This is a genomic window from Lysinibacillus sp. FSL L8-0312 (genome assembly GCF_038003285.1).
GTDB classification, from domain to species: Bacteria; Bacillota; Bacilli; order Bacillales_A; family Planococcaceae; genus Lysinibacillus; species Lysinibacillus fusiformis_D.
Genome location: NZ_JBBOOV010000001.1, coordinates 4,090,371 through 4,104,750, shown reverse-complemented (window position 1 = coordinate 4,104,750; position 14,380 = coordinate 4,090,371). Strand labels below are relative to the sequence as shown.

Annotated in this window: 10 protein-coding genes and 1 riboswitch; of the genes, 2 read left to right on the top strand and 8 right to left on the bottom strand. The window is 39.4% G+C overall.

Going from position 1 to position 14,380, the window contains the following annotated elements:
• The first annotated feature begins 220 nt into the window (after nt 1-220).
• Nucleotides 221-1,417, top strand: coding sequence for an MFS transporter (locus tag MHI22_RS20450; RefSeq protein ID WP_036125545.1), 1,197 nt, complete (start codon nt 221-223; stop codon nt 1,415-1,417).
• A 66-nt stretch (nt 1,418-1,483) separates the two neighbouring features.
• A riboswitch (TPP riboswitch) is annotated at nt 1,484-1,591 on the top strand.
• Between the two features lie 91 nt (nt 1,592-1,682).
• On the top strand, nt 1,683-2,183 hold the full coding sequence (thiW, locus tag MHI22_RS20445) for an energy coupling factor transporter S component ThiW (protein ID WP_340812615.1): 501 nt from the start codon (nt 1,683-1,685) through the stop codon (nt 2,181-2,183).
• A 244-nt stretch (nt 2,184-2,427) separates the two neighbouring features.
• Here the strand turns inward: thiW and MHI22_RS20440 are convergent, their stop codons facing one another.
• Genes MHI22_RS20440 through MHI22_RS20405 form a run of 8 tightly spaced genes read right to left on the bottom strand, consistent with a single transcriptional unit; the run spans nt 2,428 to nt 14,234 of the window.
• Nucleotides 2,428-5,025: a VWA domain-containing protein gene (locus MHI22_RS20440; protein WP_036125549.1), complete on the bottom strand. Its 2,598-nt coding sequence runs from the start codon at nt 5,023-5,025 to the stop codon at nt 2,428-2,430.
• Nucleotides 5,009-6,754 (bottom strand): vWA domain-containing protein, encoded by a 1,746-nt coding sequence (locus MHI22_RS20435; protein ID WP_340812614.1) that lies wholly within the window; start codon nt 6,752-6,754, stop codon nt 5,009-5,011. Before MHI22_RS20435 ends, MHI22_RS20440 begins: the two co-directional genes overlap by 17 nt.
• An 11-nt stretch (nt 6,755-6,765) precedes the next feature.
• Nucleotides 6,766-7,641, bottom strand: a complete 876-nt coding sequence (locus tag MHI22_RS20430; protein WP_340812613.1) for a DUF58 domain-containing protein — start codon at nt 7,639-7,641, stop codon at nt 6,766-6,768.
• Nucleotides 7,638-8,633, bottom strand: coding sequence for an AAA family ATPase (locus tag MHI22_RS20425; protein WP_036125553.1), 996 nt, complete (start codon nt 8,631-8,633; stop codon nt 7,638-7,640). The genes MHI22_RS20430 and MHI22_RS20425 overlap by 4 nt, the downstream gene beginning before the upstream one ends.
• Nucleotides 8,634-8,644: 11 nt before the next feature.
• The gene (locus MHI22_RS20420; protein WP_340812612.1) at nt 8,645-10,054 is read right to left on the bottom strand and encodes a hypothetical protein; all 1,410 of its coding nucleotides are present in this window, start codon (nt 10,052-10,054) and stop codon (nt 8,645-8,647) included.
• Nucleotides 10,055-10,066: 12 nt separating this feature from the next.
• Nucleotides 10,067-10,912 (bottom strand): ABC transporter permease, encoded by an 846-nt coding sequence (locus MHI22_RS20415; RefSeq protein ID WP_036125707.1) that lies wholly within the window; start codon nt 10,910-10,912, stop codon nt 10,067-10,069.
• The gene (locus MHI22_RS20410) at nt 10,909-11,844 is read right to left on the bottom strand and encodes an ABC transporter ATP-binding protein (protein WP_036125709.1); all 936 of its coding nucleotides are present in this window, start codon (nt 11,842-11,844) and stop codon (nt 10,909-10,911) included. Before MHI22_RS20410 ends, MHI22_RS20415 begins: the two co-directional genes overlap by 4 nt.
• Nucleotides 11,844-14,234 carry a DUF7408 domain-containing protein gene (locus tag MHI22_RS20405; RefSeq protein ID WP_036125712.1) on the bottom strand — a complete coding sequence of 797 codons (2,391 nt, stop codon included), beginning with the start codon at nt 14,232-14,234 and terminating at the stop codon, nt 11,844-11,846. Before MHI22_RS20405 ends, MHI22_RS20410 begins: the two co-directional genes overlap by 1 nt.
• Between the last annotated feature and the right edge of the window lie 146 nt (nt 14,235-14,380).

The window sequence follows — 14,380 nt, the reverse complement described above, 5'->3', positions numbered from 1 at the left end:
AAGGTCTATCGATGAATTTTTATTTTGTCGATAGACCTTTTTCTATTATCTTCCTGCTTCTGGCAGCACCTCACCTATTGTCTGTTTATTCTTTTCTACATCGTGGATTGGTATTGCTGCACTAGCAGGTATGTTTCATTTCAGACTTTCAACCGATATGATGATAGGATATCTTATGATAGACTTTAGTATATTTGATTATAAAAAGGGGGTTCATTCGATGACCCAGCAGAAGTCCAATAAGGCGGCTTTATATATTTTAATGTTTAATATGTTTATCGCAATGGGGAGTATTGGAATTATTATTCCTGTCATGCCAGAGTATTTAAAAATTTTTGGTGCAGCAGGACAAGTTCTAGGTATGCTAATTGCAACGTTCGCCTTAGCTCAATTCGTATTTTCTCCAATTGCTGGGAATCTTTCGGATCAGTATGGTCGGAAAAATTTAATTATTTTCGGTCTTATTGTGACAGGTCTTGCACAAATCGGTTTTGGCCTAGCCACAGACGTCTGGATGCTATTTTTAGCACGCTTTTTAGGCGGTCTAGGTTCCGCATTTGTTGCACCTCCTATTATGGCATTTGTAGCTGACGTTACTACCTACGAGGAACGTGGAAAAGGTATGAGTATGTTAGGTGCTGCTATGTCACTGGGCTTTATGATAGGGCCAGGAATAGGTGGTTTCTTAGCAAAGGTTAGTTTACATTTTCCATTTTTCACGGCAGGAGTTGCTGCCATACTTGCATCTGTTTTATCTTACTTTTTATTACCATCTACTAAACCAAACACTTCACATGACAAGCAAAAGCAAGAAAATCTGGCGAAGCAAATGGCTCGTTCCATACATATGCCTTATTTCGTTATGCTCATTATCATGCTCGTGTTCTCGTTCGGAATTGCCAACTTCCAAACAACCTTGTCATTATTTGTGACAGAAAAGTTTAATTACACACCCGTAGATATTGCGATTATTTTAGTTGTCGGTGGTGCTTTTGGGGTAGTTGTACAAATGTTTGTGATTACACCACTTTTTAATCGCTTTGGTGAAATGAAAGTTGTGTTAGTCAATTTATTTATTGCATCTGTTGCTATTTTCTTAATATTGTTTGTATCTGGCTTCGCTCTTATATTAGTTGTAGCAACTATTTTCTCTACAGCAACAACACTAATTCGTCCTGCTGTAAATACACTAATTTCAAAGCTTGCAGAGAAAGAACAAGGGTTTGCTGCGGGCTTGAATAATGCTTACATGAGCCTTGGCAATATGATTGGACCAGCCTTAGCAGGTTTACTATTTGACTGGAATATGAACAGTCCATATATTTTCGGATCTATCATATTATTAGCCTGCTTCTTCCTTGCACTCATCTGGACATTGAAAAAAGCACCTCATCTAATGCATCCTGATACGAAATAGTCAGAAAAATCATTGACTATTTTTAACATTATGTTACAGTAATGTTGGTTAATAAAATTGAATGATATTTACCACTAGGGGAGCCTTTAAAAGGCTGAGACGTATATGATGATGTACGGACCCTTTGAACCTGATCTAGTTCATACTAGCGGAGGGAAGTGGCGCTACTTGCTACTATCATTGTCTATGCAAGGCCGCTTCCTATTGTTTAAAGGAAGCGGCCTTTTAATTTCCCTCATGATTTTATTCAAGAGGAGTGAACCTTATGTCAATTCGTAAAATGACAATCATGGCTTTATTAGTAGCGATTGCTGTAGCAGGATCTACCTTTGTATCCATACCAACAGGCATCGCACGCGCCTACCCCGTTCAGCATGCTGTTAACGTAATAGGAGCTATTATACTAGGACCCGTGCCAACAGTTCTAGTTGCCTTTGTGACAGCCATCATTCGTATCTTTACTGGTACAGGCTCTCTTTTAGCGATTCCTGGTAGCGTCATTGGAGCATTGTGTGCGGCCCTTGCCTACAAATACAGTAGAAAATCATGGCTAGCAGGATTCGGCGAAGTTTTTGGCACTGGTATTTTAGCTTCACTTATTGCCGTACCCTATGCAAAATTGCTTATGGAGACATCCGTAGCCGCATTATTCTTCATGCCAGCCTTTTTAACATCAAGTACCATCGGGGCCATCTTAGGTGTTATGGTAGCTAGCACTTTGCGAAAATCGGTACCAGTAAAGAGCTTTAATTCTTCGCTTTATTGAGTGGTGCTGAGTGCTTTTTGATTTTGGAAATCCTTTAAGATGTGCGAGAAGATTTCTTTTCTAGTCTTTGAGCGGGGTTCGTTTCTTTATGAGCGTCTCTCTCCCCCGAGAAGCACTTTTCGAAGGCTGCACTGTGTCAATCACCTTTGCACCCCTTTCCTAGCGGAAACCACCATTTTTTAAAACCTCAAAGCATTTAAAAAAGCAGTGCAAAATGGAATGATTTTGCACTGCCTTCACTCTATTATGATCGTTTTTTCATACCCTTTAATAGCTGGGCTACGTTCGTGTCTTCTGCTTGTACAGGTTTCTCCTCAATTGGCTGCTCTTTTTTATTCGTTTTTGTTAGGAAACTCCACCCAAAACGTCTTATGGTAATATCCATAAAGAATAGAAGCATACTTGCTAAAAGAAGCCATGTGGCAATGTTTTGTCGATCCGCTCCTTTGGTTGTAAAGTCACGGAACACATCTTGTGGTTCTTTTAAAACGGCTCCCCCTGTTTGATTTGTTAACTCTTCAACCAGTTTTTCATTAACAGGGAGCAGTTCATACTCAGCACTATAAGGAACACTTAGGCCTGCCTGATAAATGGCCTGCTGCTCATCCGCTATACGGAAGAAAATCAATCCAGGTTCGGCCTGTACAACAGCTCGAACTTGGGAGGCTGAAATGGTTTCTAACTGAGTTTCTAACTCCTCCCCTGCTTCATTAACCGCTACAATGTCTAAAAATGCGGCTTCATTTGTAGGGTCTGTAATCATAAAGGAGCCATCAGCTTCTAATCTCACATCATAGGCAACATCATTATAGCTTGGCAACATTTGTGAAATAAGCGTCTGCCAAAATGTTCCCCAGTCCTGCCATCTTGCCCAATCTCCTGTCCATTTACCCGTTGAATCGGATGTAAAAGCAAATGTTTTACCGAGTCCATATTGCCATTGTGCTAACACAGGATCTTCCTTCTCACTTTCTGCAATTACGGTTGTCCCTTGCTTAGCTGTCGTTCCAATATAAGCATTCATTTGAGGGACGCCATTGGCAAATAGCGAATTCCATCCTGCGGCATTATAAATTGCTGGATAAAACGGATTATCCTCAATATAGGTGCGAGAAATCATAGCTGTTTCACGAGATAAAATAGAAGGAATGGTTTGTTCATCAATGACATCATAGAACCGTCCACTACCCATATCACTAAGTGCTTCGAGTAAGTTAGCATCAGCATCTTGTCCAATCGCTACTGTTGATAAAGTGATACCATTTTCTTTTCCCTCAGCAATTAAATCCTCATAATTCCCAGACTGTGATTGCCCATCGGTTAAAAGAATAATATGTTTACGTTGAAGCTTTAAATCGGCGAGATTTTCATAGGCTTTAGCTAATGAACTATAGATTTCTGTTCCGCCTCCTGGTGTTACTGATAGAATGGTATCCACTGCCTCTTCTTTACTTTTAAGAGGCGCGGTTTCTATAATTTCCCAAGGACGATCATCGAAGGCGATAAAGCCTAATGTATCCTCATCTCGTAGCATTTCAACAGAACGTGCCGCTGCTTCCTTAGCTAGCTCTAGCTTCGAGCCATGCATACTGCCAGAACGATCCAGCACTATGACTAGCCCTAATGAAGGTAATTGCTCCTTGCCCTTAATTTCCATCTCCACAGGCAATAACGTTTCAATTGGCGTTTTAAAATAGCCTCCTAAACCAAAACTATTTTCTCCACCAACCATCGTGAAACCAACCCCAAAGTTTTTGACTGCTTGCTCAATCACACTCATTTTCGCCTCACCAACTAAATGACCAGGCACATTGTCAAAAATGATCGCATTATATTGTAAATAGCTGGACAGTTCATTTGGTAGGCTTTTAGGATCGACAACATCATAGGCAATGGATTGACTACCAAGTGCTGCCGCGATAGGTGAAGCTGTTTCATAGCCATTGACGATGAGTAAATGGGGTTCACTTTGTACCATTGTGACACTTGTTAATTTATTGTTTTCAAAAATAGCATCCTGCCCAACTTGAATAACTGCTTCGTATTTTACAAGTCCTTCAGCTGTTGCTGCGTGTTTATAGGTAAACACATTTGTACCTTCCGTCAGCTCAACTGCCTCGCGATGAATTAGCTCATCATTTTCATATAATAACAGCTCCCCTTGCCCTGCTGCTGTTGCATGAATTTCTGTTACTAATTGTTGCTGCTCTCCTACATAAGCAACCTGAGGAGAGACAAAGCTTTTGAGCGACACATCATGGACAACTGGTAGACTAAAAGGTACAACGTCCACACTAATATTGGCACCTTTCAATCTGGAGACAAATTCTAAAGCATCTCCTTTTGTCTCATTACCATCTGTTAATAATACAAGGCGAGTCGCTTTTTTAGGATCAACAATGCCTGTTGCAAGCTGTAGACTTTGTTCAATATTCGTTTGATCTGTTGCTTTGATTTCTGTAAGCTTCGGTACATCCTTTAATTCTTTAGACAAAATGGCTTCTGTTTGTAAAGTGGAAGAAAAAGAATAGATCCCTGCAAGTTGGGGTTCTTTTTTAGATTGTAGGCTCTCCTGTATAAACTGAACCATCTCATCTTCTGTACCATTCATAGACGCAGATCGGTCTAGTAAATACACGATCTGTTCTTCTTTTATCGGTAATAATAAATACGGCCCTGCAAGTGCCAAAACTAAACAGCATATCGCTACTATGCGAATAGCAAGCACAACAATATGACTCTTTTTTAGTCGCTGCCGTTCTCGAAAATAAGTCCATCCAAAATACAAGAACAATGGAAGTAATAGCAACAATACTAATGGCGTATCAATTCGTAAATCCACGACGTCGTTGCACCTCCCACTCTGCAACAAGCAAAATTAAAACTATTACAATTAACCAAGGTACGAAGGAGGCCATCGATACCTCTTCCTTCCCATTGTCTGAAATGTCGCCTAATGTATAGCTTGTTCCTTGTTCAATAACACGTTCCTGGGCTTGCAATTGCACAATAAATTGTTTTTCTTCATTATTTGAACGTACCATATAAATACCTGGTTGTTTTGGTGCAATTAACATGCCCTGTGTAATAGAAGAAATAAACTCATCTTCTTGCGAATAAACACTCCAGTCTCCTTGCGCTAAGGCTACTGCACGCTGTTCATTCGGTGTGAAAATACCAAGTGAACCGACTGATTCTGTTAACTGTTGCTCAGTACTCCATAAAAATAGCGGGAATGATGGATGCAATGGCCAATCTGTATCAGCAATATCCGCTAAAACAACGATATCTCCTTTAGGAGAGCGTTGGATAAACGGCTCATCTCCTACAGAAGCAATGGTTTCATAATCCGAAAATCCAGGATAAATAGCACTAACATAAATATCCTTTAGTTCGCTAAAAGCAAATAATGCATCACTTTTAGCACTTACTGTACCACTTGCTTCCACTTTTTCGGCATCATCACGTCCAAATAATACTAGCGGTTTCTCCATCTTCTCCAATAAGGCCGTTTGGTTTGTGATGACAGTTGCATCCTGATTGTCAGCTACTTGTAAAGACGGAACGATTTTCACGCCGCTACTGACACTTTGAAAACCTTTTTGTATCAACTGATGCATACCCTGATCAACAACAATTTTTGAAGTAGTCGTTTGTAGTAAGACGGTTTGTTGATTGTCTACGGCATAATCATCGTTTGCATCAATAATAGCTGTCATCGATTTTGCTAAGGGCAAATCTTTGAAGGTTTTCGTAACGGCTTCATTTGGAGGCACAACGACATGTTCTGCTACCAGCTCTTCACCCTCTGCATTTTGTATCGCTAATGTCACCTTTTGTTCAGCAGTTGTATCATTATGGAGCTGTACAAGTGCCATCGTAACCTGACCATCTGTCGTTGCAGCAAAGCGTGTAATGGCAATATTTGTTAAGTCTTTTGCAGCACCTCTAACTAGCCATTTCACTGAATCTTTATCCATTGGTAATTGCTTTTTATCAAGCGTATCTGTAAAAACATAGATAGAAGTCGGTGTATCACCCACAAATGCCTGTGCAACATCCAGTGCCTTCGTCATTTCAGCCGTTTCATAGGATACTTGTAAATCTTTAATCGCTTTTTCAATGTCATTCATATTTGTTTCTTGCTGCAAAACGGCTTTTGGAGCGGCACCTGTTGTAATCAATGTAACAGGTCGCCCATTCAACTCTTCCATCAATGTCAACATTTCTTGCTTATGTGTGTCAAAGGTTGATGAATCTTTTCCTGCTAGCATCGTGGCTGATGTATCAACAATAAATATCGTTTGCGCACCCACAATGGTTGATTTTTTCACATATGGATTCATCAGCGCCAATACAAGTAGCAGTAAGGCTAGCAGCTGTAAATATAGTAAGGCATTTTTTTGTAAATGCTTTAAATAAGGTGATACACGGGTTTCCTGCATAATTTCAGACCAAAATAGAGTCGAAGAGACAGTTTGATCAGTATATTTTTTACGAAAGAAATAATAGAGTAGGACAATGACCGGGATGATGGCCGTCCAGCTAAATATAATTTGACTAAAGCCCAATACGGCTCACCTCACCTAATCCAATGTGCTTTTAATAATTGTTGAAAGATCGCATGTTGCAGTCCATCTTCCACTTTCAATTGTAATTTTCGAACGCCAAAGCGACGGCAAATGGCTTCAAATTCTTCTTCATGTAATAATCGTCTTGCATGATAGGTGTCTAATACTTTAGTAGACATCGTCACATTGACATCATTGCCTGTTTCACGATCAAGAAGGCGGACATCCCCCAAATAATTTGGTGATAACTCTTCTTGCGTAACAATTTGCAAAATGCGAACATCCCCAGCATAGCGTGGTAGCCTTTTTAACAGCTGCTCCCATTCCTCAATTGGCTCTAACCCATCTGTAATAATGAAGAGTACGGTACTATCCTTAGGCATAGCTTTTAGTGCACCCTGTGCAAATCGATTGGCATAATTCGCTTCTTCTATATCTGTTACTACTTGTAAAAAAGCTCGACGATACACGGCACCCTTCCGTCGAAACGGTGGTTTCACCTCATCTTGGACAAACGAAAAAGACAAACGATCATCACGACCGAGCACCATTAAGCCGAGGGAAGCCACAATTTGACGAGCAAATAGCCACTTAGCGCTCTCCCCCATTGATTTAGTAGTATCGAGTAAAATGTGTACACGCATCTCTTGCTCGTCTAAAAACCTCTTGATAAAGTATTTATCTGTTCGAGCAAAAACGTTCCAATCTACTTGGCGTACATCATCACCTAAATGGTATTCTCTAAAATCTGAGAAATCGAGAGAAGCCCCGAAGCGTTGTGAACGGTGCGAACCCTTATGCTGCCCGCGTAGTTTGGAGGCCGTCGCTACTTGAAAGCGACTGATTTTTGCTAACCAGTCTTCGGGCAATAAGTATTTTGCTGTCACTTGCTAACACCTTGTTGAACTTTTTCTAAAATAACATCAATCACATCATCAGCTGTTTTCCCTGAAGCCTCCCCTTCATAATTCAACAGCATTCGGTGACGTAAAACCGGTTTTGCAACAGATTTTATATCAGCTACAGAAACATGGAAACGTCCGTTCATAAGTGCTCTAGCCTTTGCTAGTTTTATTAAGCTTTGCAAACCACGTGGACCACTGCCATACATGGCATATTGTTTAACTTCATCCAGAGCATCTGGTCTTTCAGGATGCGTAGCCACCACTAGATCTGTGGCAAATTCCAGCATTTCATCGGCAACCATTACTTCTTTCACCATTTGCTGAGCTTCCATAAGACCCTCAGTATTCATCATCTTCTGTAAACCAATTTCCTGCGCACCTGTCGTTCGCTTCATAATTTCCATAAGTTCACTTTTTTCAGGATACGGTACAAGAATTTTACAAAGGAAACGGTCCATTTGTGCTTCAGGTAATGGATAGGTTCCTTCCATTTCAATAGGATTTTGAGTCGCTAACACGAAAAATGGTTTCGCCATTTTTTTCGTATCCCCCAAAATCGTCACCGTTTTTTCTCCCATTGCTTCCAACAAGGCACTTTGTGTTTTCGGTGTTGCCCTGTTAATTTCGTCGGCTAACACCATTTGACTAAAGATTGGCCCAGGTTGAAATGTAAATTGTTGCTTGCCATCAGGCGTCCGTTCAATCATACTTGTCCCTGTTATATCAGCAGGCATAAGATCGGGTGTAAATTGAATACGTGAAAACGACAAATCTAGTACTTCAGAAATTGTACGGATTAACATTGTTTTCCCTAATCCTGGTAAACCTTCTAATAAGGCATGACCATCTGCTAGAACTGCATACAGCGTATAATCAATTGCTTCTTCCTGTCCAACAATGAAGCGATGAATTTCTTCTTTTACTTGGTGTAATTTCGCGCTCATCTCTACATACTGTTGCTCTGTAAATGCCATTTCTTTTCCTCCTACTGCGACTCAATTGACGTGAAATAAGATTGCACGACATTTTGTAAATCCTTTGGTAATTGTAAACGCTCTGAGCTTTCTAAATAGCTGTCTTTATAGGAGCCAATTACTTCTTCATATGGTCGAATAGAGCCCTTTGTTATTGGTCCATTTCCCTGTTGCTCAGATACATGAGAACCATCTCCTAACGCTCCACCATCTACTGATGTCTCACTTGATCCGCCAACTCGATTAGGTGTCGTTAATAAATTTCGACCGCCTTGGCCACTTCCTGCTCCTTGACCTTGTCCTTGTCCTTGGCCTTGTCCTTGCCCCTGTCCTTGTCCTTGCCCCTGTCCTTGTCCTTGTCCTTGTCCCTGTCCTTGTCCTTGTCCTTGTCCCTGTCCTTGTCCTTGTCCTTGTTGTTTGGAACCACTTTGAGCATTATTTTGACCAGACTGACTTGCTTGGCTTTGCTGATTGCTAGGTTGGGCATTGCCAGAAGACTGTTGATTGTTTTGTTTGTTACTGCTTGCATTATGATTGGCACTAGCAATAGCATTTTGTAAGGAATTACTTGCTGGCTTACCAAGCTTGCTCATAGCCGTTTGAGTAGCATTTGCATTTTCCGTTAGCCCTTGCTGCATTTGAGCAAGCTCTTTTAGCTGCTCAACCTCTTCCTTCGATAAGCTTTGTTCTTCTTCTGCCCCATCTTGACTAGCCGTTTGTTTATCCTTTAATTGCTGTTCCTTTAGGGCTAGTTCCTTTTGCTTTTTCACAACTTCCCGTAAAGCCTCTTCTGCCGTTTCAGCCTCTTTTAAAGTATTTTGAAGCTCTTGCAATTGCTCCTTAACTTCTTTTGTTTGTGCTTTTTTCTCTAGTTCAGCAACTTCCTTTTTCATATCTTCGATAACAGCTTGCTCTTTTTCAACCTCGATTGCTTCTATTTGCGTCGCTGCCGGGAACATATAAAGAATGGCTAGTACAACTGTTGTGACGAATAATCCGATAAATGCCTTTGGACGAAACAGATGTTTCTTTCGAGCCTTAAAGTCAGCAAAAGCTTTTTCAACATTTTGTATGGCTTTAGATAATAAAGATTGGACAAGAGGGTCCTGATCATCTTTAAACGATAATGCTGTCACTAACTCATTATGAGAAAAATAATGATCCAGAGTATGCAAAGCCTCTCTTTCGTTGACACGTTTCCACCATATGTAAACAGTAGTTGCAGCCATAACAGTAATGAATGCACCTAATGCTATTTGACGATAATATGGCCAAACAAATAGTCGGGAAATTAAAACGAGAGAAGCACTCGAAAGCAATGCCAAAAACAAACCGTACTGTGCAATGGGAATACTTCTTTCAAGAGTTAAGCTCGACTTTGCACGCTGAATATATTTTCGTAACTGCTTACGACGCTCCATACCAATTCCTCCTCATCGGTTACTTTTCATGTTGGCACGTAATTTTTTAATTGCAATCGTTAAACAAAGTACAATAATCAATACATAAGCAATTAAATACATAATCCATACAGGTAGTTCTATACCAGAAAGCTCAGCTAACGCATCACCCATCTCTGGTGAAATAAGCGTCAACATCAAGGCACCTGGATTGATAGACGCCCAAAAATAAGTCATAAAGGAGGTGCTTGTACCAATGGCATTACCCATTTGATGAAAGGCCATTGTTAAAAAGAAGAAGAATGCTGTAATACCACCTAAAAAAATAATCGATCCATATGTTGCAATCATGGCCACAATGGTTCTCTTTGTAATTGTTGAAAACATCACACCAATACTACCTATTGCTACTACAGTAACTAAATAAAATAAAAATATAGAAATAAGCTGTGAAGGTGATACACCACCGAATAGAAATACTAAGCTATATAGTGGTAATCCTGCTACCAGCATCAATACTAGAAATGCTACAGAGGATAATAATTTTCCAATAACAATTTGTGTAGAACTTTGTGTTGTTGTTAGTAAAATATTTAAAGTTTGCTTCTCACGTTCACTACTGATGGCACCTGCAGTTAAACTTGGAGTAATGAAAAGAACTAATGCCATTTGTAAAATGGTTAGCACAGCAAACATCATAAAGCTTGTTTCTGGTCTAAAGAAGCCCCTGCCAGTAAATTCAGTCGTAAGCAATAAAAATCCTGCAATGAAAATACACAGTACTGCTAAATAAAACATTAACCCTGAGAAGCTTTTAAAAGAACGGAAGCGCAACTTCAATTCTTTTACGAGTACCGGATTATAAAATCTTTCCATCATTGATTGTCCGCTCCCTTCGTAATCGCCATAAAGACATCCTCTAAATCTTTCTCTTCCTCACTCAATGCATAAATCGGTAAATCGGCAAGCATTGCCTTTTTCAGTAATGACACTTGCTCTGCGTCTGTTCCACGATAATTAAAGGCTATTTCTAAGCGATTATCGATGACATCAATAGAAGAAATATGGGGATCTTCCTCTAAAAATGCACGTACTGCATCGAGTCGATCTGTCACTTTCATCACAATACGCTTTTCTCCCTGTAGTTGTGCTTGAATCGCAGCTACATTGCCATGTGCAATTAGCTTGCCATTATCAATGACGCCGATTTCATCACACATCTCAGCAAGCTCTGGCAAAATATGCGAGGAAATTAAAATGGTTTTCCCCATGGATTTTAAATTCCGTAAAATGTCTCGCATTTCCACACGAGCTCGCGGATCTAAACCTGATGCAGGCTCATCCAAAATCAATACCTTGGGATCGTGGATAAGGGCACGGGCTAAACATAAGCGTTGCTTCATCCCCCGTGATAATAAATCCACATATTCATAGCGTTTGTTTGTTAAATTCACTAGCTCTAATAGTTGTGGAATTAACACTTGACGCTCTGCTAGCTGAATACCGTAGCTCGCACCATAAAAATCTAAATATTCATCTACTTTTAGCTGGTCATAGACACCAAAGAAATCAGGCATATAGCCAATTTGCTTGCGCACTTCCTTCGGTTCCTTCACAACACTTTTGCCATTGATCAAGGCATCACCAGAAGTTGGCGACAATAGTGTGGCTAAAATAGAGAATGTTGTAGATTTCCCTGCCCCGTTAGCACCAACAAATCCAAATACAACGCCTTCTTCTAAGGACAAGTTTAAATGATCTAATGCTGTAAAGGAGCCATATCGTTTCGTTAAGTCACGAATTTCTATCATTATTTTGCCACTCCTTTCAGCTCTATATCTGGTAATTTCGTTTGTTCTCCAGATGGATCAGGACCATATTTTATTTCCATTCGCAGTTCTCCATCTTGATTAAAGTACTTTGAAATTTTATCCGTAAACACTTGCTTTGTATCTACCAGTGGTTCATATACGTTAGTTTCATTATTCCAGATCGCTATCTGCATACGTGCAACATCCTTATTGGAAACTGTGAGCTCATTAAGTGATTGAACAGCATCCATAAATTGATCTGGCATTGCCATTGTGACTTCGTATAAACCATCAGATAGGTACCAATTGTTCAATTCATCAATTTTTTCATAGTGTCCACTTGCTGAAAGTGGTACTAATGTATAAGTGAAGTTATTGCGCTTCATTGTAAATGGACCTGATAGCTCCACTTTTCCTTTAAACGGTTGAACAAGCGTAGTAATCGGTGACATATTAGCACTTGTTTCTAGTTCTACTCCTACAAGAGCTTGATCTGTCCAAGCTGTGAGTATTGGCTGGTTATCATTTTCTACAAGCGGTAATGCTAATGATTTCATTCTTTCAATACGCATTGGGTCTACCTCATCCTTCTTCGATGGGTAACTATAATTATAATTATTGAATATCGATGGTTTTTGAAGAACCGTTGTTTTCAGTTCCTTATTAACCTGTAACGTTCCATTCGCTTCAATATCCCCTAGCTTCACTTCTTTCACACCAGAAATTAATGTGACATCTTTTAATGTGAATGGGAAATTATTTTTAACCGTTCCTGTTAGCTTTTCATTTTTCAATGTTATATCAATATCCATCTTGCCCATATTTTGAGCTGACGTTTTTCCACCAAAGGATTGCACAGACCAGTAGCTTAAGTCGCGTAATGTTAACGTCGAACCGTTAGCATTTTCTTTTATATAAGAAGATTCATGCAAAGCTCCCATCGTCCCTGTGAAATTATTGTAATTTCTCAAAGCAATGGCAGTCGTATTTTGATCAGCATTGACCACAAAATCCCCACTACGATTTGTTAGAATCGACTCTACATAATAACCATTTACACTACTATCTTCGTTTACTTTATAGAATGCAGATTGTTGAACTTGTGGCTGAACAATACGATCCTTGGCTCCAACAATAAAGAGAACAATTGAAAGGACAATTGAAATCGATGGAATGATCCACCATGCATGCTCACGCTTGTCCATTTTTTTAAGAACAACGTAAAGCAGTGGCCCGATAATTAAAATATAAAGAATAATGACAATTAGCATATAGCTTACTGATACTTCAAAGGATGGAAATAATTCATTAATGTTACGAAGCTCATAAGAAATTTGGTCGAGTGATGATTGCCCCTGTCTCATCATCCCTTGCTGCGAAATGTTCTGAATATCAATCATTTTAGCTATAAGGGCAGCATAGCCGTCCATTGATGCAAGCGGTTGATCACCTAAAGAGAAAGCTGTTTGAATAATTTCTCCACTACCAATTTTTTTCTTTGCTGCTAACACTGTATTATTTTCTGTTAGTACTGGTAAACTTCCTTCACTACTAGTAGACGAGTAAACCGAAATAGGCTGTGTAAAAATGCCTCCACCCGATAATTTAGTTAATGCCTCTGCAGAAATAGAAGTCATCTCTTGTGATAATGATAATGGTAAATACTCTTTCAAAATACCTGCTGTGGCATCAATTTGGTCAGCAGCCCCTAAGAGTAATGTACCGCCATCTTGTACCCATTTTAGTAAGGACTCTTGTTGTTTTTGTGTTAAATCGGCTATCGCCACTTCATCCACTACAATGACATTGGCCATAGCAAGTCCCTGTGAATCTTCTGGGAATGTATAATCTTTTAATTGATTAATATTAAATACTTCGACACTGCTTTGAACAACAAATGTTGATAAACGTAAAAAGGCCGATAGTCGATCACTTTTATCTGTTAATGTATAAATAAACGTTGCTGAAGGATCTAAAAAATTAGATTGTAGGCGTTTAGTTCCTTTATAGGCAACCTTTTTTCCTTTCTCAATGCTTCCCTCATAAAAGGCAAATAAATCTGCGTCCGAATAACTATAGTCAGCTAACCCATCCTGATAGAAAGTAAATGTCTTTTCTTCTCCTGCTGCTATATCGATTGGAACGACGATTGCTGATGCAGCCTCATAAGAATTGGCAGAATTAATGGCCATATCTCCAGAAAAATCTGCACCATTATTTTTTACTGTTACTTGTAGTGGCACCACTGATTGATATTTAGCTTTACCTGAAATACCCGCTGTTGCTTTGACCTCTAATGTAGCAGCAGCACTTGCCTGTGTAGAAGGCAATAAAAAGCTAATTACAAGCATGACTAATAAGGTCAGTGCCGTCATTTTTGTCTTTTTCAAAAGCTCAACTCCTTTTTATGTAAATAGATGGTTACATAATTATACGATTTAAATTGCATTTTGTTCCATTTCTTATGATATCTTCATGAATATTCATAAACTCTTAAGAAATAAGCGATTTAATAATGAATACAAAAAGGCAATTC

Bases quoted from the DNA above. Each gene is read 5' to 3' on its own strand.
- MHI22_RS20450 (WP_036125545.1), top strand. From the start codon at position 221: ATGACCCAGCAGAAGTCCAATAAGGCGGCTTTATATATTTTAATGTTT.
- thiW (WP_340812615.1), top strand. From the start codon at position 1,683: ATGTCAATTCGTAAAATGACAATCATGGCTTTATTAGTAGCGATTGCT.
- MHI22_RS20425 (WP_036125553.1), bottom strand. From the start codon at position 8,633: ATGGCATTTACAGAGCAACAGTATGTAGAGATGAGCGCGAAATTACAC.
- MHI22_RS20420 (WP_340812612.1), bottom strand. From the start codon at position 10,054: ATGGAGCGTCGTAAGCAGTTACGAAAATATATTCAGCGTGCAAAGTCG.
- MHI22_RS20415 (WP_036125707.1), bottom strand. From the start codon at position 10,912: ATGATGGAAAGATTTTATAATCCGGTACTCGTAAAAGAATTGAAGTTG.
- MHI22_RS20410 (WP_036125709.1), bottom strand. From the start codon at position 11,844: ATGATAGAAATTCGTGACTTAACGAAACGATATGGCTCCTTTACAGCA.